The sequence below is a fragment of the Comamonas squillarum genome (genome assembly GCF_025309455.1).
Taxonomy (GTDB): domain Bacteria; phylum Pseudomonadota; class Gammaproteobacteria; order Burkholderiales; family Burkholderiaceae_C; genus Comamonas; species Comamonas squillarum.
This window is the reverse complement of record NZ_CP104377.1, coordinates 4,224,606-4,251,108: the sequence shown is the minus strand read 5'-3', so window position 1 is coordinate 4,251,108 and position 26,503 is coordinate 4,224,606. Positions and strand designations below refer to the sequence as shown.

At 65.3% G+C, this 26,503-nt stretch carries 23 protein-coding genes; 13 read left to right on the top strand and 10 right to left on the bottom strand.

Translation table 11 applies throughout. From position 1 onward, the window contains the following. Positions 1-143: 143 nt before the first annotated feature. The 4 genes from eat to N4T19_RS19385 all read left to right on the top strand — a co-directional run bounded on the left by eat (position 144) and on the right by N4T19_RS19385 (position 4,838). A complete protein-coding gene (gene eat / locus N4T19_RS19400; RefSeq protein WP_260718799.1) occupies positions 144-1,550 on the top strand; it encodes an ethanolamine permease in 1,407 nt (468 codons plus the stop codon). Positions 1,551-1,565: 15 nt separating this feature from the next. Further along, positions 1,566-2,975, top strand: a complete 1,410-nt coding sequence (locus N4T19_RS19395; protein ID WP_260718798.1) for an ethanolamine ammonia-lyase subunit EutB — start codon at positions 1,566-1,568, stop codon at positions 2,973-2,975. A gap of 8 nt (positions 2,976-2,983) precedes the next feature. Then, positions 2,984-3,844: an ethanolamine ammonia-lyase subunit EutC gene (eutC, locus tag N4T19_RS19390; RefSeq protein WP_182344886.1), complete on the top strand. Its 861-nt coding sequence runs from the start codon at positions 2,984-2,986 to the stop codon at positions 3,842-3,844. 70 nt (positions 3,845-3,914) lie between these two features. Next, positions 3,915-4,838, top strand: coding sequence for an MBL fold metallo-hydrolase (locus N4T19_RS19385; RefSeq protein WP_182344885.1), 924 nt, complete (start codon positions 3,915-3,917; stop codon positions 4,836-4,838). Between the two features lie 26 nt (positions 4,839-4,864). On the opposite strand, the gene N4T19_RS19380 is transcribed toward N4T19_RS19385, so the two are convergent. Further along, a complete protein-coding gene (locus N4T19_RS19380) occupies positions 4,865-6,769 on the bottom strand; it encodes a lytic transglycosylase domain-containing protein (RefSeq protein ID WP_232539644.1) in 1,905 nt (634 codons plus the stop codon). 404 nt (positions 6,770-7,173) lie between these two features. Here N4T19_RS19380 and N4T19_RS19375 point away from each other — a divergent pair, with 404 nt between their 5' ends. Both N4T19_RS19375 and N4T19_RS19370 read left to right on the top strand, forming a co-directional pair. Beyond that, positions 7,174-7,755 (top strand): 5-formyltetrahydrofolate cyclo-ligase, encoded by a 582-nt coding sequence (locus N4T19_RS19375; RefSeq protein WP_260718797.1) that lies wholly within the window; start codon positions 7,174-7,176, stop codon positions 7,753-7,755. Positions 7,756-7,833: 78 nt separating this feature from the next. Next, positions 7,834-8,517, top strand: a complete 684-nt coding sequence (locus N4T19_RS19370) for a glutathione S-transferase family protein (protein WP_182344884.1) — start codon at positions 7,834-7,836, stop codon at positions 8,515-8,517. Between the two features lie 76 nt (positions 8,518-8,593). Here N4T19_RS19370 and N4T19_RS19365 read toward each other — a convergent pair whose 3' ends face one another. Both N4T19_RS19365 and N4T19_RS19360 read right to left on the bottom strand, forming a co-directional pair. Further along, complete coding sequence (locus N4T19_RS19365; RefSeq protein WP_260718796.1) at positions 8,594-9,640, bottom strand: hypothetical protein; 1,047 nt, start codon at positions 9,638-9,640, stop codon at positions 8,594-8,596. A 127-nt stretch (positions 9,641-9,767) separates the two neighbouring features. Continuing rightward, the gene (locus tag N4T19_RS19360; RefSeq protein WP_182344882.1) at positions 9,768-10,709 is read right to left on the bottom strand and encodes a LysR family transcriptional regulator; all 942 of its coding nucleotides are present in this window, start codon (positions 10,707-10,709) and stop codon (positions 9,768-9,770) included. Positions 10,710-10,811: 102 nt separating this feature from the next. On the opposite strand from N4T19_RS19360, the gene uraD reads away from it, so the two are divergent. After that, positions 10,812-11,357 carry a 2-oxo-4-hydroxy-4-carboxy-5-ureidoimidazoline decarboxylase gene (gene uraD / locus N4T19_RS19355; protein ID WP_260718795.1) on the top strand — a complete coding sequence of 182 codons (546 nt, stop codon included), beginning with the start codon at positions 10,812-10,814 and terminating at the stop codon, positions 11,355-11,357. Positions 11,358-11,376: 19 nt separating this feature from the next. After that, positions 11,377-12,354, top strand: coding sequence for a Bug family tripartite tricarboxylate transporter substrate binding protein (locus tag N4T19_RS19350; protein WP_182344881.1), 978 nt, complete (start codon positions 11,377-11,379; stop codon positions 12,352-12,354). Between the two features lie 91 nt (positions 12,355-12,445). On the opposite strand, the gene N4T19_RS19345 is transcribed toward N4T19_RS19350, so the two are convergent. Further along, positions 12,446-13,333, bottom strand: a complete 888-nt coding sequence (locus N4T19_RS19345) for an amino acid ABC transporter substrate-binding protein (protein ID WP_165841213.1) — start codon at positions 13,331-13,333, stop codon at positions 12,446-12,448. Positions 13,334-13,496: 163 nt separating this feature from the next. Here N4T19_RS19345 and N4T19_RS19340 point away from each other — a divergent pair, with 163 nt between their 5' ends. Beyond that, on the top strand, positions 13,497-14,363 hold the full coding sequence (locus tag N4T19_RS19340) for a MurR/RpiR family transcriptional regulator (protein ID WP_116926644.1): 867 nt from the start codon (positions 13,497-13,499) through the stop codon (positions 14,361-14,363). A gap of 9 nt (positions 14,364-14,372) precedes the next feature. Then, a complete protein-coding gene (locus N4T19_RS19335; RefSeq protein WP_116926645.1) occupies positions 14,373-15,644 on the top strand; it encodes a multifunctional CCA addition/repair protein in 1,272 nt (423 codons plus the stop codon). A gap of 32 nt (positions 15,645-15,676) precedes the next feature. Here N4T19_RS19335 and N4T19_RS19330 read toward each other — a convergent pair whose 3' ends face one another. The 3 genes from N4T19_RS19330 to N4T19_RS19320 are packed head-to-tail and all read right to left on the bottom strand — an operon-like array spanning position 15,677 to position 20,552. Further along, a complete protein-coding gene (locus tag N4T19_RS19330; protein ID WP_182344879.1) occupies positions 15,677-17,305 on the bottom strand; it encodes a SpoVR family protein in 1,629 nt (542 codons plus the stop codon). Beyond that, complete coding sequence (locus N4T19_RS19325; protein ID WP_260718794.1) at positions 17,302-18,573, bottom strand: YeaH/YhbH family protein; 1,272 nt, start codon at positions 18,571-18,573, stop codon at positions 17,302-17,304. Before N4T19_RS19325 ends, N4T19_RS19330 begins: the two co-directional genes overlap by 4 nt. A 56-nt stretch (positions 18,574-18,629) precedes the next feature. Continuing rightward, positions 18,630-20,552: a PrkA family serine protein kinase gene (locus N4T19_RS19320; RefSeq protein ID WP_116926648.1), complete on the bottom strand. Its 1,923-nt coding sequence runs from the start codon at positions 20,550-20,552 to the stop codon at positions 18,630-18,632. Positions 20,553-21,057: 505 nt separating this feature from the next. Here N4T19_RS19320 and N4T19_RS19315 point away from each other — a divergent pair. Continuing rightward, positions 21,058-22,995 (top strand): PhoX family protein, encoded by a 1,938-nt coding sequence (locus N4T19_RS19315; protein ID WP_260718793.1) that lies wholly within the window; start codon positions 21,058-21,060, stop codon positions 22,993-22,995. Between the two features lie 91 nt (positions 22,996-23,086). Here N4T19_RS19315 and trxC read toward each other — a convergent pair whose 3' ends face one another. Both trxC and N4T19_RS19305 read right to left on the bottom strand, forming a co-directional pair. Continuing rightward, positions 23,087-23,524: a thioredoxin TrxC gene (trxC, locus tag N4T19_RS19310; RefSeq protein ID WP_116926650.1), complete on the bottom strand. Its 438-nt coding sequence runs from the start codon at positions 23,522-23,524 to the stop codon at positions 23,087-23,089. A 68-nt stretch (positions 23,525-23,592) separates the two neighbouring features. Further along, entirely contained in the window at positions 23,593-24,459 is an 867-nt protein-coding gene (locus N4T19_RS19305; RefSeq protein WP_116926651.1) for an endonuclease/exonuclease/phosphatase family protein, read from the bottom strand. Positions 24,460-24,623: 164 nt separating this feature from the next. Here N4T19_RS19305 and N4T19_RS19300 point away from each other — a divergent pair, with 164 nt between their 5' ends. Both N4T19_RS19300 and N4T19_RS19295 read left to right on the top strand, forming a co-directional pair. After that, a complete protein-coding gene (locus N4T19_RS19300; protein ID WP_260718792.1) occupies positions 24,624-25,034 on the top strand; it encodes a GNAT family N-acetyltransferase in 411 nt (136 codons plus the stop codon). 191 nt (positions 25,035-25,225) lie between these two features. Further along, positions 25,226-25,750, top strand: a complete 525-nt coding sequence (locus tag N4T19_RS19295; protein ID WP_116926653.1) for an AAA family ATPase — start codon at positions 25,226-25,228, stop codon at positions 25,748-25,750. Between the two features lie 23 nt (positions 25,751-25,773). Here N4T19_RS19295 and N4T19_RS19290 read toward each other — a convergent pair whose 3' ends face one another. Continuing rightward, a complete protein-coding gene (locus tag N4T19_RS19290; RefSeq protein ID WP_116926654.1) occupies positions 25,774-26,481 on the bottom strand; it encodes an SDR family oxidoreductase in 708 nt (235 codons plus the stop codon). Positions 26,482-26,503 lie beyond the last annotated feature (22 nt).

Genomic DNA, 26,503 nt, shown 5'->3' with positions numbered 1-26,503 from the left:
GTGGCTAGGCATACAGGCATGGTCATGCAAAAAGCGCACCAAGGTCAACCCAGCCTTCCCCTTAGCCAGATTTGCCGAAATCGGATAGAGCGTGCGCGCCATTCTTGCCACCATCGGGGACACCACAGACAACAAGGCAGGCCGTGGCCCATCACCCCAATCCCGCAGGCGCCAGCGCCGCGCACCCAAGCAACTATTTCGAACAGCGCCAGCTCAAGCGCGGTGCCGCCGGCTGGCTGCTGCTGGTCGGCCTGGGCGTGGCCTATGTCATCTCGGGCGACTATGCCGGCTGGAACTTCGGCCTCAAGACTGGTGGCTGGGGCGGTCTGCTGGTCGCCTCGGCGCTGATGGCGACGATGTACACCTGCATGTGCTTTGCGCTCGCTGAACTCGCCACCATCGCGCCCACGGCCGGCGGCGGCTATGGCTTTGCCCGGCGCGCCTTTGGGCCCTGGGGCGGTTTTCTGTGTGGCGTGGCGATCCTGATGGAATACGCGATTGCACCGGCGGCGATTGCCACCTTTATCGGCGCCTACTGCCAGTCGCTGTTCGGCATCGATGGCTGGATGGTCTACCTGGGCTTTTATGCCGTGTTTCTGGGCATCCACATCTATGGCGCGGGTGAAGCCCTGCGCCTCATCTTTGCCGTCACCGCGCTGGCAGTTGTTGCGCTCGTGGTCTTCATCGTCGCGATGGTGCCGCATTTCCAGGTCAGCAACCTGTTCGACATTGCGCCTACCGACGCCTGGGGCGCCAGCAGCTTTCTGCCCTTTGGCTACATCGGTATCTGGGCCTGCATCCCCTATGGCATCTGGTTCTTTCTCGCGGTAGAAGGCGTGCCCTTGGCCGCCGAAGAAGCGCAGGACCCACGCCGCGATCTGCCGCGCGGCCTGATCGGCGCCATCGCCGTGCTGGTGCTGATCTGCGGCCTGATCCTGGTGCTGGCGCCAGGCGGTGCGGGGGCTGCGGCCTTGATGAACTCGGGCAACCCGCTGGTCGAGGCGCTCGAATCCAGCAAGGTGCTGGGTGGCCCCACCTGGATCAGCCGCTTTGTGAACTTTGTCGGCCTGGCCGGCCTCATTGCCAGCTTCTTCTCGATCATCTATGGCTACTCGCGCCTGGTGTTTGCGATGTCGCGCGCCGGCTACCTGCCCCGGGGTTTGTCGTTGACCACGCAGCGCAAGACCCCGTACCTCGCGCTGCTGGTGCCAGGCGCCATCGGCTTTGCGCTGTCGCTGACCGGCCAGGGCGATCTGCTGATCCTGGTCGCCGTGTTTGGCGCCACGATCTCCTACGTGATGATGATGGCCTCGCATATCTGGCTGCGCATCAAGGAGCCGAACCTGCCGCGCGCCTACCGCACGCCCGGCGGCGTCTTCACCTCGGGCATCGCGCTGGTACTGGCCTGCATCGCCGTCGTGGCCGGCTTTCTGGTGGACCCCCGGGTTCTCATCGGCGCGGTCATCGTTTACGCTGTCTTCGTGGCCTACTTTGCGCTGTACAGCCGCCACCACCTGGTGGCCGACGCCCCCGGCGAGACAACCCCTTGAGGAGGCGCTGCGACCATGCCCTATTCCCATACCGTTGGCGCCGAGCGCCATCTGTTTGCCTCCTTGCGCGAGCTGATGGCCAAGGCCACACCGGCCCGCTCGGGCGACCAACTGGCCGGCGTTGCGGCCCGCCATGACACCGAGCGCGTTGCCGCACAGATGGCGCTGGCCGATCTGCCGCTCGCCCACTTTCTGCAAGAGGCGCTGGTGCCCTATGAGAGCGACGAGGTCACCCGCCTGATCATCGACAGCCATGACCGTGCCGCCTTTGCGCCGGTGGCGCACCTGACGGTGGGCGGCTTTCGCGACTGGCTGCTGTCCGATGCCGCCAACGAGGCGAGCTTGCGCGCGCTGGCGCCCGGCCTGACCCCGGAAATGGTGGCCGCCACCTCCAAGCTCTGCCGCAACCAGGACCTGATTTTGATCGCGCAGAAATGCCGCGTGGTCACCCGCTTTCGCAACACCATCGGCCTGCCCGGCCGCATGTCCACCCGGCTGCAGCCCAACCACCCCACCGACGACCCTTCGGGCATTGCTGCCAGCCTGCTCGACGGCCTGATGTACGGCAATGGCGACGCGGTCATCGGCATTAACCCGGCCAGCGACAGCATCGCCGCCGTCAGCACCTTGCTCTTCATGCTCGACGAGGTGATCCAGCAGTACCAGATCCCCACCCAGTCCTGCGTGCTCACCCATGTGACCACCAGCATCGAGGCCATTGGCCGGGGCGTGCCGGTGGACCTGGTGTTCCAGTCCATCGCCGGCACCGAGGCTGCCAACCGCAGTTTTGGCCTGGACCTGGCCCTGCTGCAAGAGGGCTATGACGCGGCGCAGAGCCTCTCTCGCGGCAGCATCGGCAACAACGCCATGTACTTTGAGACCGGCCAGGGCAGCGCGCTGTCGGCCGGCGCCCACCATGGATTGGACCAGCAGACCTGCGAGGCGCGCGCCTATGCGGTGGCGCGCAAGTTCGAGCCACTGCTGGTCAACACCGTGGTCGGCTTTATCGGCCCCGAGTACCTCTACGACGGCAAGCAGATCATCCGCGCCGGGCTCGAAGACCATTTCTGCGGCAAGCTGCTGGGCCTGCCGATGGGCTGCGACATCTGCTACACCAACCATGCGCAGGCCGACCAGAACGACATGGATGTGCTGCTGACCTTGTTTGGCGTGGCTGGCATCAATTTCATCATGGGCATTCCGGGCTCGGACGACATCATGCTGAACTACCAGACCACGTCCTTCCACGATGCGCTCTACCTGCGCAAGACCCTGGGCCTGCGGCCCACGCCGGAGTTCGAGGCCTGGCTGCAGACCATGGGCATTGCCCAGGCCGCAGGCTCGGGCCCGGGCCCGGGCCCGGGCCTGCGCCTGGCCACTGACCTGCCCGCGCCTTTCTCGCAAGCGCTGGCCCAGCTCAACTGAAGCTCCCCATGTCCCCACGCCCTTCTGCTCCAGCCGCCCTGCCCGACCCAGCCGAGCCCGCGAGCGCCGCCGTCACCCCCAACCCCTGGGAGCGCCTGCGCCAGTTCACCAGCGCCCGCATTGCGTTGGGCCGCGCCGGCACCAGCCTGCCCACGCGCGCGCACCTGGACTTTGCCCTCGCCCATGCCCAGGCACGCATGGCCGTGCATACCGAGCTTGACATGGACCCGCTCGCGGGCGAACTACAAGCGCTGCACACCCAGCCGGTGCTGCGCCTGCACAGCGCCGCCCAAGACCGCCCCACCTACCTGCAGCGCCCGGATCTGGGCCGGCGCCTGAGCGCCGAGTCGCGGGCTCTGCTCCAGGGCCTGCCCCCTGCCCAGGCCGATGTGGTGTTTGTCGTCGCCGATGGGCTTTCCTCGCTGGCCATCGAGCGCAATGCCTTGCCTTTTCTGCGCCAGATGCTGCCGGCGCTGGCCGAGCAGTGGCGCGTCGGCCCGATCACGGTGGTGCGCCATGCCCGGGTGGCGCTGGGCGACGAGATTGGTGCGGCACTGGGCGCCTCGCTGGTGGTGGTGCTGATTGGTGAGCGCCCGGGCCTGAGCTCCCCGGACAGCATGGGCCTGTACATGACCTGGCAGCCCCGCCCGGGCATGACCGATGAGGCGCGCAACTGCATCTCGAATGTGCGCGAGCAGGGGCTGAGCTATGCGCAGGCCGTCCACAAGCTGCACTACCTGATGCAGCAGGCGCGCCAGCGCAAGCTCTCGGGCGTGCAGCTCAAGGACGAATCCGACACGCTGGCCGCGCCCCAAGAGGCCCGCCAGGCCTTCATGCTGGGCAGCAGCGGCCCGCAAACGCCCCGCTGACACCTGGGTGCCAGCGCCAGACATGCCGCGTCTGCTAGGCTGGCGGTCTTGCCCCTTCGCCTGCGCCACCATGTCCGCCTCCACCGCTTCGCTGCCCGCCGATCTCCAGTTCATCGAGCGCGGCTGGCTGTCGGCCAACAACACGGTGTTTGTGCGCGGCACCACGGCGGTGGTCGATACCGGCTACTGCAGCCATGCCGCGCAGACCGTGGGCCTCATCGAGGCCAGCCTGCAAGGCGCGCCGCTGCAGCGCATCGTCAACACCCATTTGCACAGCGACCACTGCGGCGGCAATGCCGCTTTGCAGCGGCGCTGGCCCCAGGCCCGCACCAGCATTGCGCCCGGCCATGCGCAGGCGGTCACCGATTGGGACGAGAACCAGCTGAGCTACCGCCCCACCGGCCAGGACTGCCCGCGCTTTCAGATGGACGAGCTGCTGCAGCCGGGCACAGAGATCACGCTCGGTGAGCAGCGTTGGCAGATCCATGCCGCGCCCGGCCATGACCCGCATTCGGTGATTCTGTTTGAGCCCGCCTCCGGCATCCTGATCTCGGCCGACGCGCTCTGGGAAAGCGGCTTTGGCGTGGTCTTTCCGGAGATCGAAGGCACGGCGGCCTTTGACGAGGTGGCCGTCACCCTGGATGTGATCGAGCGCCTGCAGCCGCGCCTGGTGCTGCCCGGCCACGGCAGTGCGTTCAGCGATGTGGGAAGTGCCTTGCACACCGCCCGCCAGCGGCTGGAGCGCTTTGTGCAAAGCCCCGAGCGCCATGCGCTCTATGCCGCCAAGGTACTGCTCAAGTACAAGCTGCTGGAATGGCAGCAGCTGCCCTTGGTGCAAGTGCAGGCCTGGCTGGCCGCCACGCCCTACTACGGCTTGCTGCACCAGCGCTACTTTGCAGGCCAGGACCTGGCGCAGTGGCATGCATCGTTGGTGGCCGACCTGGAGCGCTCAGGCGCCGCGCGGCGTGAGGGCGCGCTGCTGGTTAACCAGTAAGCGCGCTTACGTCACCATCCGCCCGATCAGGGCAGCTCTTTGGAAAGATCCGGCTCGCCCTCGGGCTTGGGCCCCACCGAGCCCAGGCGTGCGCGCAGCGATTGGGGCTGGCCCGTCAGAATCGCCGCATAGCTGGTGGTGTTGGAAAGCACCTTTTTGACATAGTCGCGCGTCTCGGCAAAGGGCACGTTCTCGGCCCAGATGGCGCCGTCCAGCACCGGGCCATTGCGCCAGTTGCGCGGCCGGCCGGGGCCTGCGTTGTAGCCGGCAGCCGCCAGCGCCATCGAGCCGTCAAAATCATCCAGCGCGAGTTTGAGGTAGGCGGTGCCCAGGGTGATGTTGGTGTCGCGGTCATTGATGCTGGCCGGTGTGAAATCGGTCATGCCGATCTTGCGGGCGGTCCAGCGGGCGGTGGCCGGCATAATCTGCATCAGACCCGAGGCACCGACGCCCGAGCGCGCATCCATGATGAAACGGCTTTCCTGGCGGATCAGACCATAGACATACGCAGGGTCCAGGCCAATCTCGCGCGAGCGGTTCACCACGGCCTCCTTGAACGGCATAGGGTAGCGCTGGCCCACATCGACCACGGTCTTGGTGCGCTCGCTGGTGTTGATGCAGCGGTCCCAGATCTGGCGCTGGCAGGCCAGCTCGGCCGCGGCCAGCAGCTGGGCATCGTCCATGCCGCCGCGCTGGTGCAGGTTGGTCATGTAGTTCCACTCGCGCACCCCTTCGCTGCGCAGCCCCAGCTGGATCGCATAGAGCGCACGTGCCAGGCCCGCACTGCTGCGCACCGCCTGGCGCGCCTGCTCGTCGATGGCCACCGGCTGCGACGGGATGACGATGGGCTGGCCCAGCTCCTCCTGCGCCAGCTGCTCATAAAAGCCCTGTGTGCCGGCAATCTTTTGCAGCAGCTGGCGCGACTGCTGGGTCTGCGCCTCGCTGATGCGGCCCGCCTGCAAGGCCTTGGCCTGCCAGTACATCCAGGTCGGGTCTTCGCGCTCCTCGGCGCTCATCGCCTCGATGCTCTTGCGCACCTGCTGCCACTGGCCGGCGCGCAGTGCCGCGCGCGTCTTCCAGGCCAGCAGGTCGTCGCTCAGGTGGGAGTCCTTGCTCACCTTGGCAAAGCTGGCCATCGCATCGGGTGACAGGCGCGTGGCCTGCGTCTTGCCGATGACGCCCCAGACCCAGTCGCGGCGCGGCTGGGTCAGCAGCTCGTTCCAGCGGCCTTCCATCAAGGTGGCGGCGCCATCGGGGTTGTCTGCGGCGATCTTGATCAGCGCCAAGGTGGCCAGCTCCTGCTGCTCCTTGGAGGACGTCTTGGCCTGGGCCGTCAAAAACTTGCTGGGCGACTGCAGCATGGTCGCAAAGGCGGGCAGCTGCATCGGGGCCACTACCTCCACCGCAGCGCGGGCGGCACGCGGGCGCCCCGCTTCCATGGTCTGGCGCGCTCTGCGCCAGATATCGTCGGCCTGCAGGCCACCGGCCGAGAACAGCTCCGAGGCCGCCAGGTTGCAGCCGTCTTCCGAGTCGCGCTGCGCATACCAGTTGCTCTTGACCGTGCTGGCCAGCGGTTCGCGCTCGCCACCCTTGGCCAGATCGATCACCGCCGCGTAGCAGCGCAGCTCGCGGTCGTCGCCCATGCGGAATGCCGGGTACATCGCATCGAAATTGCTCCAGTCGCGGCGCTGGCCCAGGAGGCGCAGCCAGTCGTTGCGCAGCCGGTCTTCCTGGTAGGTACCGGCCCAGCGGGTCAAAAAGGCCTGCACTTCGTCCTGCGTGGCCTCGCTCAGGCGCGCGCGCAGCTCCCAGTACGCCGCCCAGGGCTCGAGCACATGGCCGCGCGCGCCGGGCAGCAGCTGGGTGAGTTTGCTTTTCTCGCGCTTGCGAAAGGCCTGCTGCATGTCGACGATCACATCGTCGTTGACCATGCCGCTGCTGACCGAGGGGCTGGACTGCAGCTGCACGGGCGTCTGCACCGAGGCGGGCGCGGCCGTTGCGCCCTGCAAAATCGTCTGGGCGGCCAGCGGCAGCGCGCTACAGGCCAACAAGGCCGCCATCAAGGGGGTGAAAACATTCCGAGGCATAGCCGATCCAGGTTGTGAGACAGCGGCGCTATAGAGCGGCGCCCAGCTGATCCCTAAAATCATACACATCGCCCAGCGTGCCCGCGGTCCCAAAGGCTGCAATACCAGGCTTCCTCTTACATGCCCTTACCGAAACAGCCCCAATATGTAAAAAAGGTACCTGGTTTTCACCGTACCCAATTTGCTGGGAGCGTCACTTTTGGCTGTCAGAATGGTTGACCCAGCGTGTTTCTGTAGGGATATTTGCAATGGATAAAAAAGCCGTGCGCCAAGCGCTCATTGAACAGCGTCTGCATATGCCCGATCGTCTGGAGCGCGCCGAACAGCTCCAGCAAGTCCTGCGTTTTTGGCTGATGGAGCGCCAGGATGCGGTGATCGGCGCCTACTGGCCGATCAAGGGCGAGTTCGACCCGCTGCCAGCGCTGCACCGCTGGAAGGAAGACGGTGCGCTGATGGACGAGCCCAAGCTGCGCCGCATTGCGCTGCCGGTGGTGAACAAGCAGCACAAGACCTTGAGCTTCCACGCCTGGTACCCCGGCTGCCCGATGGAGATGGATGCCTACGACATCCCCAAGCCGCAAAATACCGAGCTGGTCGTGCCCACCTTGCTGTTTGTGCCCTGCGTGGGCTATGGTCCGGGCGGCTACCGCCTGGGTTACGGCGGCGGTTTTTATGACCGCACCCTGGCCGCGCTGGAGCCGCGCCCCTTCACCGTCGGCCTGGGCTTTACGAATGGCTTTGTCGAGGATTTCGAGCCCGAAGCGCATGACCTGCCGCTCGATGCCATCCTCAATGACAATGGCGTGGTCTGGCCACTGGGCGATTCGTAGCCGCTGGCGAGCCCATTTTGGGGCGCGTGCAGACGGTATTAATGGCCCGATACCTTCATTCATCAATCGGTTGAGATCATGCTGCAGCTTTATATCGGCAACAAAAATTATTCCTCCTGGTCCATGCGCGCCTGGGTGCTGCTGCGCCAGGCGGGCATTCCTTTTGAAGAGAAGTTTGTCCGCTTCGACGGTTTCGACAGCCAGTCCGAGTTCAAGCGCACGATGACCGCCATCAGCCCCACCGGCACGGTGCCGCTGCTGCGCGATGGCGACATCAGCGTTTGGGACAGCCTGGCGATTGCCGAATATGCAGCGGAGCAATTCCCTGACAAGCAGCTGTGGCCCAAGGACAAGGCAGCCCGCGCCAGCGCCCGCAGCATCTGCGCCGAGATGCATGGCGGCTTCACCGCCCTGCGCAGTGCCTGCCCGATGAACATCGAGGCCGACCTGGCCGAGGTGGGCCGCATCGTCTGGCGCGACAACGCCGCTGTGCGCAAGAATGTCGAGCGCCTGTGCAGCATGTGGAGCCACCTGCTGGCCCAGCATGGCGGGCCCATGCTGTTTGACCAGTTCAGCATTGCCGATGCCTACTACGCGCCGGTGTGCTCGCGCCTCAAGACCTACCAGCTGCCCATCCCTGGCGAGATCGCCGCCTATATCGAGCGCGTGCACCAGTTGCCCGGCGTCAAAGCCTGGATCGATGCGGCGCTGGCCGAGCAGGACTTTGTCGCAGTGGACGAGCCCTACCGCGCAGAGCGTTAAGCGCTAAGCTTCGTCGACCTGTCCGCAGCTTCGGGCACCTTGGTGTGCCAGAGCACGGGCATCTGCCGCCTCGCAATCAGAGCGCTTGCGGCCGGTACACCCGCGCATCCAGCGGCGCATCGATGCTGATCAGGTAGACAAAGCGCTCGTCCTCGGGCAGCAGGCCCTGGATCGCTTCAAACAGCTCGGCATGCGCCAGGTTCTGGCGCAGCAGCGCTTCGACCTGGGGCGCATCCGCCGTCCAGGCGCTGCGCCGCAGTGCGCGCTCTGCGACCTCTTCTGCGCCGAGGAGCGCATGCACATAGACCAGCTCATGCGCCATCGCCTGCCACTGCGCGGCAGACACCTGCCCGCTGCGCAGCACATGGTCCTGCAGGGCGTCTTCGGTGGCCGTCTGCTGGCTCTGCCTTTGCGCATCGTAGGCGGCCTGCCATTGCGGCTCGGTCAAGGTCGGCAGGGCACTTCCCAAGGCGGCGGCATCCTGCAAAGCCATGCGCTTCCAGGCCTCCAGGCTGGGCATGGGCTGCGACAGCTGAAAGTCCATCATCTCCGCGTACATGCGCGCATTGAGCTGGCGCAGATTCCTGGGCGTGGCCGCCACCACCGCAGACTGCAAGGGCCGCGCCTCCAGCCACTGGGCCAGGTCCTGCATGGCCGTATCGCGTGGAAATTGGCGGTACTGCACATGGCTGGGGTAGTGCTCGGCATGGAACACCGGGTTGGTGCCCGCGCCCAGCGCTGCACCATTGTCATAAAAACGGACCACATCTGCGGAGAAGTAGCGGTCCGCCAGCTCCAGCACCAGGGCCAGACTGCCGTTTTGCGAATGCGTGCCCGCCCAGATCTTGACACCGGGCATTTCGTCAATCGTGTAGCGCCCGGCCGATGCATAGCCCAGCGCCTTGAACTCCTGCATCACCCGGCGCACCTGCGGGTCGCTGAACTGCAGCTTGTCCAACTGCATCGTGATGCGAGCCGCCACGCCTTGCTGCGCACTACCCAGCGCCTGCACATGCCCAAGCATGCGCGAAAAATACCAGCGAATGCCGAACTTGAGCAGCACAAACAGACCGACAAACGTCAATGCGATGGTCACCAATACCACGCCCATGGTTGTCCACATAAATCCCTCCCTCTTTGTATTATTTCGAATCAGCCCATCGGGCCAACCGAGCAGCATAGCGAGGAAGTGCGGCTGGTGCAAAGCGCTGGGAAGCTGTGGGCGGCCGCTACGCAGCCTTCGCCCGACGTCAGGCCAAGCCTGGAATTGGCTGGCGGGCCCGGTCCAGGCTGGCCTGCAGAGCCTGGCTCAGCTGCTGGGCCACCAGCTTGACCACCGGGCCTGGCGGGCGCGTGGCATCGACGGCCACGCTGATGCTCTGGGGCTCGGCGCCCTGGTCGCGGATGGGGATGAACACCAGCGTACCGGCCGCCAGCTCAGGGGCCACATCGAGCTGCGAGGTAAAGATCAGGCGCTGCCCGCCCAGCGCCAGCTGTTTGACCAGCTGCAGCGAATTGCTCTCGACAAAGCCGCGCGCATCCTTAAACAGCCAGCTGAACTGCGCCTCCAGCAGGCGGCGGATGGTGATGGCGCGGCTTTGCAGTGCGATCGGATAGGCGGTCGCCTCCTGGAAACTGACGCTCTTGCGACCGGCCAGCGCATGGCCCGGCGCCACAACGCAGCCCAGCGGCAGCTGGGCTTGCCACAGCACCAGCAGCTCACGGCGCGGCGCCAGGTTGAAGATGGCGGCCAGGTCGGCCTTGCCGGTCATCAGCGCCGTCTCGGCATCGTCGGGGGTGCTCAGCTCTACCGACAGGCTGACCAGGGGGTGCTGGGCATTGAGTGCCTCGATCAGCGCGGGCAACACGCCGGTGGCATGGCTGTCCATCGCGACCAGCGACACATGGCCCTGGTGGATGCCCTGGATGCGCCGCACCTCGGCCACCATGCGGGTCTCATCCTGGCGCCAACGCCGGGCCATCGTGATCAGCGCATCGCCCGAGGCCGTCAGCCGCATGCCCCTGGGCATGCGCTCGAACAGCGGCACGCCCAGCTCTTCTTCCAGCGCCAGAATCTGGCGGTTGATCGCCGATGCGGCCACATGCAGCTCGCGCGCGGCTTTCTGGATCGAGCCCGAGCGGGCCACCTGGTCGGCATAGCGCAAAGCGGTAGGGACAAGCGAATGGCGCATCGGGTGGGACCTCCGGAATGCGGCGATTGTACTAATTTTTCGTATGCAGCATTGCCAAACCTATGATGGACGGCAATGGTCTGCAGGCCTAGCATGGCCTGCATGACGCCTGCCCAACGCCTCGACCACCTCAACCATTGCAGCCCTGACGACTTCTGCGCGGCCCTGGCCGACATCTGGGAGCATGCGCCCTGGGTGGCGGCGCAGACCGTGGCGCTGCGCCCCTTTGCCAGCGCCGATGCCCTGCACAGCGCCATGCTGGCCGTAGTCGCCGGGCTTGATGAACCGGCGCGCATCCGTTTTTACGCCGGCCACCCGGAGCTGGGTGGCGCGCTGGCCCGGCAGGGGGCGATGAATGCCGCATCCACCGACGAGCAGGCCAGCCTGGGCCTGGGCCAGCTGCAGGCGGCCGAGGCCCAGCGCTGGGATGACCTCAACCGCGCCTACCGCGAACGCTTTGGCTTTCCCTTCATTCTCTGCATCCGCCAGCACAGCCTGGCATCGGCCTTGCTTGTGTTCGAGCAGCGCCTGGGCCACACGCGGCCGATGGAGCTGCGACTGGCGCTGAACGAGATTGCCGCCATCAGCCGCCTGCGGCTGGCGCGCTACCTGCAGGCCAGCGATCCCGCCCCGGCCCCCAGCCATTGATTTTTCAGGAGTGTTCATCATGCATCGTCGTCACTGCTTTTTCAGCCTGGCCGCCGCGCTGGGTCTCCTGGCCTTCAGTGCCCAGGCGCAGACCGCCAGCTACCCCAACCACCCGGTCAAAGTGATGGTGGCCCTGCCCGCGGGGGGCGGTGTGGACATGATTGCGCGCCTGGTGGGCCAGCAGCTGCAGGCCAGCACCGGCCAGCCGTTCATCGTCGACAACCGCGCCGGCGCCTCCGGCCGCATTGGCCTGCCGGTGGTCGCCAAGGCCAGCCCCGATGGCTACACCTTGATGGCCTCGCCCGCGTCCTTTTTGACCACCAACAAAAGCATCTTCAAGGACCTGCCCTATGACCCGCAGGCCGACTTTGCGCCCATCACCAAGCTCGCCAACCAGGCCATGGTGCTAGTGGTCAAGGACCGCAAGAAATTCCCCAACGCCGCGGCCGTGCTGGCCGCCGCCAAGGCCCAGCCGACCCTCGTGACCTATGCCAGCTCGGGCGAAGGCAGTCCCCAGCACCTGGCAGCGTTGATGTTCGAGACCCGGGGCCATCTGCAGATGACGCATGTGCCCTACAAAGGCGGTGCCCTCGCCATCAACGACATGCTGGGCGGCAATGTGGACCTGCTGTTTGCGCCGCTGCCCGAGGCCCTGCCCCACCTCAAGTCCGGCAAGCTCAGCGCGCTGGCGCTGATGAGCGACAAGCGCTCACCCTTGATTGCCGAGGTGCCGACCATGGCCGAGGCCGGTATCCCCGACATGGTGATGCAGACCTGGATCGGCCTGCTGGCCCCGGCGCGCACACCGCGCCCCATCGTCGATGCGCTCAACCGCCAGGTGCAGGCCATCTTGCTGCGCGACGACATCCGGCAGCAGCTGCAGGACGTGGGCATGGAAGTGGCGCCCACCACGCCGGAGCAGTTCCAGCAAACCATTGCGCAGGAGATCAGCCTGCATGCGCAGCTGGTCAAGGCCGCCGGCCTGGTGCCGCAATAAAGCAAAGACCAGGGGCTGGCCCCTGGTCCTGGTCACTTTGCGGCGTGGCTGCCTGGCTGCCGGTGTTCAGCGGGCTGTGCGCAATCGGCGCTCAGATCCCTTTGGACGAGGGGTTGGCAAAGGCATCGCGCGTTTCGGCGTTCAGCGGGTAGTTGATATTGATGCCCTTGGGCGCAATCGGTGACATGAACCAGCGCTGGTAGAGCTTTTCCATCTCGCCCGATTGCATCAGGCCCGAGACGGTCTCGTCCACCAGCTGCTTGAAGGCCGGGTCGTCATTGCGCAGCATCAGCGCCTGGTTCTCGGTGCGCAGGCTCTCGCCAACGATCTCGTAGTTCTGCGGGTCACGCGCGTTGGCGATCTGGCCGGCCAGCAGGATGTCGTCCAGTACAAAGGCGGCGGCCTTGTCGCCCTGCACCAGCAGGAAGGACTCGGTGTGGTCCTTGCCCGGCACATTGGTGATGTCGAGCTTGCTGGCCCGGTCGGCCTGGCGCAGCAGGCGGAACGAGGTGGTGCCGGTGGTGGTGGCGACCGACTTGCCCTGCAGATCGGCAATGCCCTTGATGCCCGAGCTCTTCTTGACCAGCATGCGCACGTTGTAGCGGAAGATGTCCGGCGAGAAGGCCACCTGCTTTTGGCGCTCCACCAGGTTGGTGGTCGAGCCGCATTCCAGATCGACGGTGCCGTTTTGCACCAGCGGAATGCGGTTGGCCGAGGTGACCGCCTGGTAGTTCACCTTCAGCTCCGGCAACTGCAGCTTGGCTTTGATCGCGTCCAGAATATGCGCGCAGATATCGATGCTGTAGCCGATCGGCTTGAGGTTGGCGTCCAGGTAGGAGAAGCCGAACGAGGCCTCGCGGTAACCCAGCGTGATGGCGCCCGAGCTCTTGATCTTGTCCAGCGTGCTGCTGCTTTGCGCCATCGCGCCCGCAGAGGCACACACCAGGGCAGCCAGAGCCACCGCACGCTTCACATCCATTTTTCCTTGCATATCCATGATCCTCTGGCACCCCGTCGGTACCGGCCAATGCCTTGCGGCGTTTTAGAACTTTTGCTCCTTTTTTATTTTTTTCGGATCATATGATCCATGCCGCACAATGGCTACCCGTGATTTCCCTCAATCTGAAGAAAGACCCGCCGCCATGGGCGTAATCGACCAATTGCGAGACCGCTTTGCCTCCCTGAGCCCGTCGCTGCAGCAAGTGGCGCGCTATGTGCTCGACCACCCCAATGAGGTGGTGACGCAATCGATGCGCAGCGTGGGCCAGCATGCCCAGGTGCCCCCCACCACCTTGGTGCGCTTTGCCCAGACCTGTGGTTTTGAGGGCTGGAACCCGTTCAAGCAGGCGCTGACCGCCGACATGGGCCTGACCGGAGAAGTGGCCAACGCATACGGCGAGCGCGCCCGCAGCCTGCTGGGCCGCGCGCAGGACCAGCAGCTCACCGCCGAGATGTTTGCGATGCAGCGCAGCAACCTGGACCTGACCGAGCAGCACAGCGCAGCGCGCCTGACCGCCGCCGCCCAGCTGCTGGAGACGGCCGACCAGGTGCATGTGATGGGCATGCGCGCCTGCTTTCCGGTGGCCTTCTCGCTGGTCTATGTCTATCGTTTGTTCCGCCGCTCGGTGCACCTGCTCGAAGGCATGGGCGGCGTGCGCGAGATGCAGCTGCGCGCCATCGATGCGGGCGATGCACTGGTCGCCATCAGCTTTGCCCCCTACTCGCAGGAAACCGTGCATGCGGTGGAGCTGGCCCGCGCGCGCGGCTGCAAGGTGCTGGCCTTGACCGACAGCCTGGCCTCGCCCCTGTCGCTGGCGGCCGATGAAACCCTGCTGTTTGCCGTCAACAGCCCGTCCTTCTTCCCCTCGGTCACCGCCGCCCAGGCACTGTCCGAGTCGCTGCTGGAAGTGCTGGTCAGCCGCGCTGGCCCGCAGGCGGTGGCCCGCATCGAGTCGGCCGAAGGCGAACTGCACGACAGCGGCATCTATGTGCAGCCGGTACGCAAGTAAACTCGCACGATGAAAACTTACATGGTCGGCGGCGCAGTGCGGGACCGCCTCTTGGGTTTGCCGGTGAATGACCACGACTGGGTGGTGGTGGGTGCCACGCCCGAGGCCATGCTGGCCCAGGGCTTTGTGCCGGTCGGCAAGGATTTCCCGGTGTTTCTGCACCCGCGCACGCATGAGGAATATGCGCTGGCCCGCACCGAGCGCAAGTCCGGCCGGGGCTACCGGGGTTTCAGCATCGCCACCTCGCCCGATGTGACGCTGGAGCAGGACTTGGCCCGGCGTGACCTGACCATCAATGCCATGGCCGCGCCAGTGAACTGGAATGGCAGCGACCCGGTGACCGACCCCTATGGCGGCCAGGCCGATCTGCAGGCCCGGGTGCTGCGCCATGTGACCGACGCCTTCCGCGAAGACCCGGTGCGCATCCTGCGCCTGGCGCGCTTTGCGGCGCGCTTCCAGGATTTTTCCGTCGCGCCGGAAACGGTTGCGCTGATGCGCCAGATGGTCGCCGATGGCGAGGTCGATGCGCTGGTGCCCGAGCGCGTCTGGCAGGAACTGGCACGCGGCCTGATGGAGGCCCGGCCCTCACGCATGTTCGAGGTGCTGCGCGACTGCGGCGCCCTCGCCCGCCTGCTGCCCGAGCTGGACCGCCTCTGGGGCGTGCCCCAGCGCGCCGACTACCACCCCGAGGTGGATACCGGCATCCACGTGATGATGGTGCTGGACCGCGCCGCCGAGCTGGACGCCGCGCTGCCCGTGCGCTGGGCCTGCCTGGCGCATGACCTGGGCAAGGGCACGACCCCGGCCGATGTGCTGCCCCGCCATATCGGCCATGAGGAGCGCAGTGTGGAGCTGGCCCGCAAGCTGCAGCAGCGCCTGCGCGTGCCCAGCGACTGCGCCGAGCTGGCGTTGGTGGTGGCCGCCGAACACGGCAATATCCACCGCAGCCCGGGCATTGCGCCCGCTGCCGTCGTGCGCCTGCTCGAGCGCTGCGACGCCTTTCGCAAACCCGAACGCTTTGGCCAGGCGCTGCTGGCCTGCCAGTGCGATGCGCAGGGGCGGCTGGGCCTGCAAGACAAGCCCTACCCGCAACGCGCGCAGCTGCTGCGCCTACTGGCCGCCGCGCAGGCCGTCAGCACCAAGGAGGTGGCAGAACGCGCCGCCCGCAGCGGCCGCCAAGGTGCCGAGATTGGCGCGATGGTGCATGAGGCGCGCTGCCAGGCGGTGGCACAGATGGTGGCAGCCGACGCCGCCGCAGGCCCTGCTACCGGGCAGCCTTGAGCAGCTGCGGCGCCGGGTCAGGCACCGCCAAGTCAAGCTGGCGGCGCCGCCACCGAATGCAGCAACACCGGCACCGTGCCATCGCCGTTCACACTTTCGAGCTGCACGCCAAAGCCCCAGAGGCGCGCGGCGTGCTTGAGCACCTCCTGCACATCGTCGGACAGCGGGCGGCCCTGGTACTGGGTGTGGCGCAAGGTCAGGCAGCGGTCGCCGCGCAGGTTCACGTTCCAGACCTGGATATTGGGCTCGCGCGCGCCCAGGTCGTACTGCTGTGACAGGGTCTGGCGCAGGTTGCGGTAACCGTCTTCGTTGTGGATGGCGCTGACCAGCAGCTCGCGCTCGCTGGCGTCGTCATGGATGGAGAACAGGCGCATGTCGCGCATCAGCTTGGGGCTCAGGTACTGGCCGATAAAGCTCTCGTCCTTGTAGTTCTGCATCGCATGGTGCAGCGCCGGCAGCCAGGGCGTGCCGGCCAGGTCGGGAAACCAGCGCCGGTCTTCGTCCGTGGGGTGCTCGCAGATGCGCTGGATGTCGCGGTACATCGCAAACCCCAGCGCATAGGGGTTGATGCCGCTGTAGGCGCGGTGGCCAGCGGGCGGCTGGTAGATGACATTGGTATGCGATGACAGCCATTCAATCATTACCCCGTCGGTGAGCCAGCCCTCGTCGTACAAGGTGTTGAGCAGGGTGTAGTGCCAGAAGGTGGCCCAGCCCTCGTTCATCACCTGGGTCTGGCGCTGCGGGTAGAAGTACTGGGCAATCTTGCGCACAATGCGCACCACCTCGCGCTGCCAGGGCTCCAGCAGCGGCGCGTTCTTCTCGATGAAGTACAGCAGGTTCTCTTCGGGCTCCTTGGGAAAGCGCTCATGGTGCTGGGCCGGGCTGTTCTTGTCGGGGCGCGCCGGCAGGGTGCGCCACAGCTCGTTGACCTGCTGCTGGGCATAGGCCTCGCGCTGCTCGCGCTCGGCGCGCTCGCGCGCCAGCGTCTTCTTGGACGGGCGGCGGTAGCGGTCCACCCCCAGGTTGGCCAGCGCGTGGCAGGAATCGAGCCACTGCTCCACGGTATCGATACCGTGCTTCTCTTCGCACTGGGAGATGAAGTCGCGGGCATAGACCAGGTAATCGATGATGCTGCCCGCATCGGTCCACATGCCAAACAGGTAATTGCCTTTGAAAAAGCTGTTGTGCCCGTAGGCCGCATGGGCAATCACCAGCGCCTGCATCGCGGTGGTGTTCTCCTCCATCAGGTAGCTGATGCAGGGGTTGGAGTTGATGACGATCTCGTAGGCCAGGCCCATGTGGCCGCGGCGGTAGCGGCGCTCGGTGGCCAGAAACTCCTTGCCATAGCTCCAGTGCCGGTAGCCCACGGGCATGCCGACGCTGGCATAGGCGTCCATCATCTGCTCGGCCGATATCACCTCGAGCTGGTTGGGGTAGGTGTCCAGTCCGTAGCGCTCGGCCGTCGCGGCAATGGCGGCGTGGTAGCGCTCGATCAGCTCGAAGGTCCAGTCGCTGGGGTCGGGCAAGGGCTGGTTCGGGCGCTGGCCAGCAGGCCGGGGCGTGGCGGGCACGTCGCGCTGGGAACGGTCACCGGAGAAGGGCACTTTCCAATGCGGAGAGCCTTTGCGCCGTGCCAGCACGGGGTATTGCGACGGGTTCATACCGGTACCCCCTCCTTCTTGAACAGGTCACGGAACACCGGGTAGATATCCCCGGGCTCGGCCACCTTGCGCATCGCGAAATGCGAGAACAGCGGCAACAGCTGGCTGTATTCCTGCCAGAGGCTTTGCTCGTCCGGTGCCACCTGCACATAGGCAAAGTAGCGCGCCAGCGGCAGGATCTTGTCAGCGAGCAGGCTGCGGCAGTTGCCGCCGTCGTCGCCAAAGTTGTCGCCATCGCTCGCCTGGGCCACGTAGATGTTCCAGTCGGCTGCCGGGTAGCGTGCGCGGATGACCTGGTCGAGCAGCACCAGCGCGCTGCTCACCACGGTGCCACCGCTTTCGGTGGAATGGAAGAACTCATCCTCGCCCACCTCGGCCGCCTGGGTGTGGTGGCGGATGAAGACGATCTCGATCTTCTCGTAGTGGCGCGTGAGAAACAGGTACAGCAGGATGAAAAAGCGCTTGGCCAGGTCCTTGCGCGACTGGTCCATCGAGCCCGAGACATCCATCACGCAGAACATCACCGCCTGGCTGCTGGGCTCGGGCACCTTGGTGCGGCTGCGAAAGCGCAGGTCCAGCGGATCGAGAAAGGCCACCTTGCCCATGCGCGCCTGCAGCACGGCGATGCGCTGCTGCAGCTCGGCCACTGCTTCGCTGGTGCCGTCATCCTGCGCCATGAGCTCTGCCAGCGCGTCTTCCAGCGCCTTGAGCTCACGGTGCGGCGCCTTGGTCAGCGCAATGCGCCGGCCCAGCGCGCCGCGCATGGTGCGCAGCACGGCCAGATTGTGTGGCGTGCCGTCGTGGCTGTAACCGGCGCGGCGCGTCTTGTACTGCAAGGTGCTGGCGATGTGGGTGCGCAACAGGCGCGGCAGCGCCAGGTCTTCAAAGAACAGCTCCATGAACTCTTCCTTGGTCAACGTGAAGGTGAAGTCGTCCTCACCCTCGCCGCTGTCACTGGCCTGCGAGCCTCCGCCCCCGCCCGAACCACCCTGGGGCCGCGCAATGCGGTCGCCCCGCACATGCTCGGTATTGCCCGGGTGTACGGTGTCGCGCACGCCCCCTTGCCCATGGTGGAAGACGGGCTCCTGGATGTCCTTGCGCGGAATGGTGATGTTCTCGGCCTGCTCGATGTGGCGGATATCGCGCTTGGCCACCGCGCGGCGCACCGCCTCGGCAATCTGCGTCTTGTAGCGGCGCACAAAGCGCTCGCGGTTGCCCACCGACTTGTTCTTGCCGGCGAGCCTGCGGTCGATGATTTGCAATGCCATCTATGCCCCCATCCATGACCCGGCGCGTTCGGTGCCGGCGCGCCGTTATCTTTGCTTCAGCTGCTCTTGCGCACACGCAGGTACCACTCGCACAGCAGGCGCACCTGCTTGGGCGTGTAGCCCTTGGCCTCCATGCGGGTGACAAAGTCCTCGTGCTTGCGTGCATCCTCGGCACTGGCCTTGGCGTTGAAGCTGATGACGGGCAGCAGCTCTTCGGTGTTGGAGAACATCTTCTTCTCGATCACCAGGCGCAGCTTCTCGTAGCTGGTCCAGCTGGGGTTCTTGCCCTGGTTGTTGGCACGCGCACGCAGCACGAAGTTGACGATCTCGTTGCGGAAGTCTTTCGCATTGGCAATGCCGGCGGGCTTTTCTACCTTCTCCAGCTCGGCATTGAGCGCATTGCGGTCGAACACCTCGCCGGTGTCGGTGTCGCGGTACTCGCTGTCCTGGATCCAGTAGTCGGCGTAGGTCACGTAGCGGTCAAAGATGTTCTGGCCGTACTCGCTGTAGCTCTCCAGATACGCGGTCTGGATTTCCTTGCCGATGAACTCGGCGTAGTGCGGCGACAGGTATTCCTTGATGTAGCCGGTGTACTTGGTCTCCAGCTCGGCGGGGAACTGCTCGCGCTCGATCTGCTGCTCCAGCACATACATCAGGTGCACTGGGTTGGCCGCCACCTCGGTGCTGTCGTAGTTGAACACCTTGGACAGGATCTTGAAGGCAAAGCGGGTGGAGATGCCCGACATGCCCTCGTCCACGCCGGCATAGTCGCGGTACTCCTGGTAGCTTTTGGCGCGCGGGTCGGTGTCTTTCAAGCTCTCGCCGTCGTAGACCTGCATCTTGCTGAAGATGCTGGAGTTCTCGGGCTCCTTGAGCCGTGTGAGCACGGCAAACTGCGCCATCATCTTGAGCGTGCCGGGCGCGCAGACCGCGCTGGCGAGCGACGATTCCCGGATCAGCTTTTCGTAGATGCGTACCTCCTCCGAGACCCGCAGGCAGTATGGCACCTTGACGATGTAGACCCGGTCCAAAAATGCCTCGTTGTTGCGGTTGTTGCGGAAGGCCTTCCACTCGCTCTCGTTGCTGTGGGCCAGCACGATGCCATCAAAGGGGATGGCGCCAAAGCCTTCGGTGCCCTTGTAATTGCCCTCCTGCGTTGCGGTCAGCAACGGGTGCAGCACCTTGATGGGCGCCTTGAACATTTCGACAAACTCCAGCAGGCCCTGGTTGGCCAGGCACAGGCCGCCCGAGTAGCTGTAGGCGTCGGTATCGTCCTGGGCGTAGTTCTCCAGCTTGCGGATGTCGACCTTGCCCACCAGGCTGGAAATGTCTTGGTTGTTCTCATCGCCCGGCTCGGTCTTGGCCACGCCCACCTGGCGCGAGATGCTGGGGTAGCGCTTGACAACGCGGAACTGGCGGATATCGCCCCCGTATTCATCGAGGCGCTTGACAGCCCAGGGCGAGAGCACATGGTTGAGGCAGCGACGCGGAATACCGAACTGCTCCTCGAGCACCGGGCCGTCTTCGATGGGGTCGAACAGCGCCAGCGGTGACTCGTTCACCGGCGAGCCCTTGAGCGCGTAGAACGGCACCTTCTGCATCAGGTACTTCAGGCGCTCGGCGATGGAGCTCTTGCCGCCCCCGACGGGGCCAAGCAGGTAGAGGATCTGCTTGCGCTCTTCCAGGCCCTGGGCGGCATGGCGGAAGAAGCTCACCACCTGCTCGATGGAGTCTTCCATGCCATAGAACTCGGCAAACGCCGGGTAGCGGCGGATCATCTTGTTGGCAAACAGACGCGAGAGGTGCGGATCGTTGCGCGTGTCGATCATCTCGGGCTCGCCAATCGCGGCCAGCATGCGGTGTGCCGCTCCCTCGTAGACCATCGGGTCGCGCTGGCACAAAGCAAGAAACTCGTCGAGCGACATTTCCTCTTCGCGCAGGCGCACGTAGCGGGCGGCAGAGTTGCTGATCACATCCATACGACCTCCGTGGCGGCACCCAAGGGGCAGACCGTGCCGCAAACTTGTTAGGACCCCTCTGCAAAACTCCCTGCCATGGCGCAAATGCGGCCATACCATTTGGCGAGGGTTTTGCAGAGCCTCCCTAGGCAACCGTTATCGTGACTTGGTTTTAGCACCTTAGCGGCGCTTTGACCAGATCACATGTCCTACACACGGATGACCACAATGCAGGCAATATTTCTGTTTACCGCGCTAGCCGCCGCGCTGGCCTCGGAAACACGCCCCTCCCCCTCGAAGGGCGGTGCGCCAACGCGTGCCGCACACCGGCGCAGCACCTGACTTGGGTGGCGCAAGACGGCAACACGCCTTGACTTCATCGTCATAAAAACGACACAGCAGCGTCACGCCTCTGCCACGGTCGCCGCCGATACTCCGTGCGCACCACAGAGTATGTTGGCCTGGATCTCTCATGGGCCTCTGTGGTGCATCCAAACACTACATAACACCCCACGGAGTTACCGATATGAGCGCAGTGCTGACCTCGCGTCGCCGTCTTTTGCAATTTCTGGGCAGCGCACCATTGCTGCCCTTGTCCGGCTCCCTGTCTGCAGCAGGCCTGCTGACCGCCTGCGGCGGCGGTGGTGATGACGATGGCCCGACGGCGGCCTTCAAGTCGGTGAGCTTCTCCAACATGGCAGCGCCCAACCTGACCAACCCCGCAGCGATGGCGACCACCTCGACCACCGCGGTGATGACCATCCTCTACGCCGACGACAGCAAGCGCGAAGTGGCGCTAGCCTACCAATCCTTCTTTGTCACCGGCGACATGGTGGCGGACGGCAAGGGCGGCAAGATCCTGGCGGGTGGCTACTACGACATCAACAACCAGCCCATCATGGACAAGTCCGTGGCCGGCAGCGAGCGGCAGTTTTTCTCTGACTGCCCCGATGGCTCCTCGATCATCCAGGTCGCCGATGCCAAGGTCGACGGCGTCAAGGGCAAGCCCGTGTTTGCCGTGGTGCAGTTCGAGTACACCTCCAAGGACCAGTCGGGCGCCGATGCCTATGGCACCCTGCCCTCGCCCATCGCCGTGCTGACCCTGGACCAGGACCAGGACACCGGCAAGCTGAGCCTGGTCAAGTACCACAACGTCGACATGTCCAAGGCCCATGGCCTGTGGATCACCTGCGGCGCCAGCCTCTCGCCGTGGAACACCCATTTGTCCAGCGAAGAGTACGAGCCCGATGCCTTCACCGCTGCCAGCTCGGCCCAGTTCAAGACCTTCAGCAAGCACGTGTACGGCAACGAGACCACGGCCAACCCTTACCACTACGGCCACCTGCCCGAGATCACCGTCAACAAGGACGGCACCGGCACGGTCAAGAAGCACTACTGCCTGGGTCGCATCTCGCACGAGCTGATCCATGTGATGCCCGACAACCGCACCGCGCTGATGGGCGATGACTACACCAACGGCGGCCTGTTCATGTTCGTGGCCGACAAGGAAAAAGACCTGTCCGCTGGCAACCTGTACGTCGCGCATTACACCGAAGTGCTGACCGACACCTCGACCGCCAAGATGGAGTGGATCCACCTGGGCCACGCCACCAGCGCCGAGATCGAAGCGCTGGCGAACAGCCTCAAGCCGGCCGACATCATGGAGTCGCTGACCACCGACCCGCAGGATGCCAGCTACACCGCGGTGTTCCTGGACGGCAAGGCCGCCTGGCTCAAGCTCAAGCCCGGCATGGAAAAGGCAGCCGCTTTCCTCGAAACCCACCGCTATGCCAACCTGGTGGGCGGCTCGATGGCGTTCACCAAGATGGAAGGCACCACCGTCAACATCAAGGACAAGGTGGCCTACTCGGCACTGGCCAACATCCAGACCTCGATGATCAACGGTGACAAGGCCTGGAATGCCAAGCACAACGTGACCTTCCCCAACACCGTGAAGGCCGGCGGCGTGCTGGCCCACAACCTGGGCGGCGGCATCAAGGACCGCCAGGGCGCCCCCATCAACAGCGAATGGGTGCCACAGCAATCGCATATGCTGATGATGGGCGAGGACATTGCCGCCGACGCACTGGGCAACACCTCCAACCCCGACAAGATCGCCAGCCCGGACAACCTCAAGTTCTCCGAAAAGATGCGCACCCTGTTCATCGGCGAAGACAGCGGCAACCATGTGAACAACTTCCTGTGGGCCTACAACGCCGACACCAAGCAGCTCTCGCGCATCCTGTCGACCCCTGCCGGCGCGGAATCGACCGGCCTGCACGCGGTGGACGAGGCCAACGGCTGGACCTACATCATGAGCAACTTCCAGCACCCTGGTGACTGGAGCGCGCTGCACGCCAAGATCAAGGACCAGCTCGATCCGCTGATCAATGCGAACTACAAGAACAAGTTTGGCGCCTCGGTGGGTTACCTGACCGGTACGCCGCAAGCTGTGAAGCTGTAAAACGGTTCAGAGAGCGTGTGGCCACTCACGCGCTCGCTTCAAAAAGAAAATGCCATCCCGACGGATGGCATTTTTTCGTGGCGCAGTGCGTTTACAAGACCGACTGCAGCCAGCGCACGATCTCAGCGGGCGGCAACGCGCCGGAGATGCGGGCCGCCTCCTGGCCGCCCTTGAACACCACCATGGTCGGAATGCTGCGGATATTGAAGGGCTGGGCCACATGCGGGTAAGCCTCGGTATCGAGCTTGGCAAAGCGCAGCCGGGGTTCGAGCTGCTTGGCAGCCAGCGCATACCCCGGCGCCATCTGCAGACAGGGGCCGCACCAGGGCGCCCAGAAGTCCACGACCACGGGAATGTGGTTGCGCCCCAGCTGCTTGGCAAAGCTGTCGGCATCCAGCGCGACAGGCTCGCCCGTGAACAAGGGCTGGTGGCAGCTGCCGCAATCGGGCTGCTGGGCCAGCTGCGCGCGCTGCACGCGGTTGGTGGTATGGCAATGGGGGCACACAATGTGCAGGCTGTCTTCGGTCATGGGGCACTCTCCTGCTGCCCATCATAGGCAGCGATGCAAACGCCAGTTGCAGGCCGGTGCCGCATATTTCAAGTCAGCGTGATCAGCACCGGCTGGTGGTCGGACAGCTGCGTGGTGCTGTCGCTGTGCCAGGCCCGCACATGGCTGCGCAGGCTGTCGCTGACCAGCGCAAAATCGCAGGCCACCGGCGTGGGGCCCCAGCTGCGGTCAAACACACAGAAGGTGGCCGGCTGCGGCGCGCTGCCATGCAGCAGCGGCCAGCTGTCATGCCACAGCGGCGTGCCATCGTCCTGCAAGGCCACGAGCGCGGCATAGGCCGCCTCACCGGCGTGCAGGTTGAAATCGCCACACAACACCGCGTGCGGCGTGTGCACCGGCGTGGTGTAGGGCGTGGCAGCCGATGCCGCAGCGGGCAGCGCCTGCAGCTGCGCCAGAGCCTGGGCATGGATCGCCCGCAAGGCCTGCACCTGCGCCAGGCGCTGGCTGGCGCTGTGGTATTCCAGATGCGTGCACATCACGCGCACCAGCCCCAGCGCCGGGTCACGCACCGTCACCACCAAGCAGCCCCGGGGCATGCTCACCACACCCACCTCGGCCAGCCAGGGCAGCCGGTGCTGCGCCACCTCGGCCACCGGCAGGCGGCTGGCCACCAGATTGCCAAAGCTGCGGCGCTGGCCGCTGGCATCAAAGCCATCGGTGGTGGCGGCAAAAAACAGCTGCCACCCCGGCAGCAACGCCTGCAGCTGCGCCACCTGGTCACCCGGCGCGCCCGCCAACGCGCCGTGGCCCACCGCGACCTCCTGCAGGCACAGCACATCGATGCCGCCCGCGCCCGCGCCCTCGCCCATCGCCAACGCATGGCGCACGATGCGCGCCGGATCGGCCAGGCCATCGAGGCCGCAGCACCATTGCACATTCCAGCTCAGTATTTGCATGTGGGAAACTCTGTGGATAGCCGCGCCCGCTGGCGCAGTTGCCGGTGATTGTGCAGCAGCGGCGATGCGTTTGCCATGCCTGCAGCCAAAGCCAGCCCCTGCGCGCTTATAGTCGGGCGATGCGCAACCCCCAGCCAGATTCCTTTCAAATCCGCCCTGCCACCGTGGGCGACGTCGACGCCATGTTCCAGGTGCGCCTGGCGGTCACGGAAAACAGCATGACCAGCGCAGAGCTGGCCGCCGCCGGCATCACACCCGCCTCCATTGCCGAGGCTATTCGCAGCGCCCCTTGCGCCTGGGTCGCCACCATCGATGGCGAGGTCGCCGGCTTTGCGATGGTGGACCTGCGCAGTGCCTGCCTGTTTGCACTGTTTGTGCGCAGCGACTGCGAAGGCCGGGGTCTGGGCACCGCGCTGTGCCGGGCCGGCGAGCAGGCCTTGTTGGCGCAGCATGAAGCAGCCTGGCTGGAGACAGCCAAAGCCAGCCGCGCAGCGCGCCTCTACCGCCACCTGGGCTGGGGCGATGAGCGCGATGTGGGCGATGGCGATATCCGCCTGACCAAGCGGCGCGCCTGACGCTACGCAGCGCTGCACGCTGTCCGGCCTTCTGTTCTTACTTCTGCTACATTGCGCAGATGGCCCTGTGCACCACCCCCCGAATTATTCGCATCGTCATACCGACGGTGGGATAGCGCGCGGCCAGGTCACCATGCAACCCACCCTGGAGGTGGGTTTTCCGTCTCTGGGGTTTCCTCGAAGGAGACGGAATGAACACTAGCCAAGCGCCTGATACATTTGCCGATAGAGACCCAGATGCCGGCACCCTGCACCTGCTCTGCGGAAAGATCGCCTCCGGCAAGTCCACCCTGGCCCGGCAGCTCGCGGCGCAGCCCCGCACGGTACTGGTCAGCGAAGACGCCTGGCTCGCCCAGCTCTACCCCGACGCGCTGGTCTCGGTCCAGGACTATGTGCTGCTGTCCGCCAGGCTGCGCGGCGCAATGCAGCCCCATATCGTGGCGCTGCTCCAGGCCGGCACCTCGGTGGTGCTGGATTTTCCATCGAACACCCCCGCCACCCGCGCCTGGGCGCGCCGCATTTTTGAGGCAGCCGGTGCCCCGCATGCGCTGCACTGGCTCCAGGTGCCCGAGGAGGAATGCAAGCGCCGCCTGCGGGTGCGCAATGCGTCTGGCGAGCATCCATTTGAAACCAGCGATGCGCAGTTTGAGCTGATCAGCCAGCACTTTGCAGCGCCTTCAGCGTCAGAAGGCTTTCAGCTGGTGCTGCACCGCTGATAGGCGCTGCCGGTGGCCAGAGCTTAAGAACGCTGCGGCAGATAGCTCGGCCGATCCGCCGTCATCCCGCGCTTGACTTGCTGCGTCAGGTCATCGGCCAGCACCTCGTCCAGCCCCGCTTCGAGCGCATCGAGCGTGCGGCTGACAATGTCGGCCGGGCTGGACTTGGGGGCATCCAGCCCCCGTGTCAGGTCGGTATCGACATAGGCCATGTGCAGGCCCAGCACCTGCGTCTTCTGGGCGGCCAGTTCGTAGCGCAGCGAATTGGTCAGCGACCAGGCGGCCGATTTGCTCGCCGAATAGGCGGCCAGTTCGCTGCCATTCACCCAGGAGGCAATCGACAAGACATTGAGCAAGCCACCACCGCCATTGGCCGCCAGCACCGGCGCAAAGGCCTTGCTCATGCGCAGCACGGCGAAGAAATTGGTCTCGAAGATGCGGCGAGCCACCGCTTCGCTGTCTTCGGCGAGAAAGCCTCCCGGCTGGGCGATGCCGGCGTTGTTGATCACCAGGGTCACATCGGGCGCCTGCGCCACGGCCGCCGCCACATCCTCGGGGTTATTGACATCCAGCCGCAGCGGATGCACCCCCGCTTGGGGGCTGATATTGGCGGGATCGCGTGAACCGGCGTAGACCTTGCGGGCACCGCGGGCGAGCAACTCGCGCACAAAGGCCTGGCCGATGCCACGGTTGGCACCTGAGACAAGAACGACAGCGTTAGCAATTTTCATGGGAATCTCCACGTTTACCGAG

Bases quoted from the DNA above. Each gene is read 5' to 3' on its own strand.
- N4T19_RS19395 (WP_260718798.1), top strand. From the start codon at position 1,566: ATGCCCTATTCCCATACCGTTGGCGCCGAGCGCCATCTGTTTGCCTCC.
- eutC (WP_182344886.1), top strand. From the start codon at position 2,984: ATGTCCCCACGCCCTTCTGCTCCAGCCGCCCTGCCCGACCCAGCCGAG.
- N4T19_RS19385 (WP_182344885.1), top strand. From the start codon at position 3,915: ATGTCCGCCTCCACCGCTTCGCTGCCCGCCGATCTCCAGTTCATCGAG.
- N4T19_RS19380 (WP_232539644.1), bottom strand. From the start codon at position 6,769: ATGGTCAACGACGATGTGATCGTCGACATGCAGCAGGCCTTTCGCAAG.
- N4T19_RS19375 (WP_260718797.1), top strand. From the start codon at position 7,174: ATGGATAAAAAAGCCGTGCGCCAAGCGCTCATTGAACAGCGTCTGCAT.
- N4T19_RS19370 (WP_182344884.1), top strand. From the start codon at position 7,834: ATGCTGCAGCTTTATATCGGCAACAAAAATTATTCCTCCTGGTCCATG.
- N4T19_RS19365 (WP_260718796.1), bottom strand. From the start codon at position 9,640: ATGTGGACAACCATGGGCGTGGTATTGGTGACCATCGCATTGACGTTT.
- N4T19_RS19360 (WP_182344882.1), bottom strand. From the start codon at position 10,709: ATGCGCCATTCGCTTGTCCCTACCGCTTTGCGCTATGCCGACCAGGTG.
- uraD (WP_260718795.1), top strand. From the start codon at position 10,812: ATGACGCCTGCCCAACGCCTCGACCACCTCAACCATTGCAGCCCTGAC.
- N4T19_RS19350 (WP_182344881.1), top strand. From the start codon at position 11,377: ATGCATCGTCGTCACTGCTTTTTCAGCCTGGCCGCCGCGCTGGGTCTC.
- N4T19_RS19345 (WP_165841213.1), bottom strand. From the start codon at position 13,333: ATGGATGTGAAGCGTGCGGTGGCTCTGGCTGCCCTGGTGTGTGCCTCT.
- N4T19_RS19340 (WP_116926644.1), top strand. From the start codon at position 13,497: ATGGGCGTAATCGACCAATTGCGAGACCGCTTTGCCTCCCTGAGCCCG.
- N4T19_RS19335 (WP_116926645.1), top strand. From the start codon at position 14,373: ATGAAAACTTACATGGTCGGCGGCGCAGTGCGGGACCGCCTCTTGGGT.
- N4T19_RS19330 (WP_182344879.1), bottom strand. From the start codon at position 17,305: ATGAACCCGTCGCAATACCCCGTGCTGGCACGGCGCAAAGGCTCTCCG.
- N4T19_RS19325 (WP_260718794.1), bottom strand. From the start codon at position 18,573: ATGGCATTGCAAATCATCGACCGCAGGCTCGCCGGCAAGAACAAGTCG.
- N4T19_RS19320 (WP_116926648.1), bottom strand. From the start codon at position 20,552: ATGGATGTGATCAGCAACTCTGCCGCCCGCTACGTGCGCCTGCGCGAA.
- N4T19_RS19315 (WP_260718793.1), top strand. From the start codon at position 21,058: ATGAGCGCAGTGCTGACCTCGCGTCGCCGTCTTTTGCAATTTCTGGGC.
- trxC (WP_116926650.1), bottom strand. From the start codon at position 23,524: ATGACCGAAGACAGCCTGCACATTGTGTGCCCCCATTGCCATACCACC.
- N4T19_RS19305 (WP_116926651.1), bottom strand. From the start codon at position 24,459: ATGCAAATACTGAGCTGGAATGTGCAATGGTGCTGCGGCCTCGATGGC.
- N4T19_RS19295 (WP_116926653.1), top strand. From the start codon at position 25,226: ATGAACACTAGCCAAGCGCCTGATACATTTGCCGATAGAGACCCAGAT.
- N4T19_RS19290 (WP_116926654.1), bottom strand. From the start codon at position 26,481: ATGAAAATTGCTAACGCTGTCGTTCTTGTCTCAGGTGCCAACCGTGGC.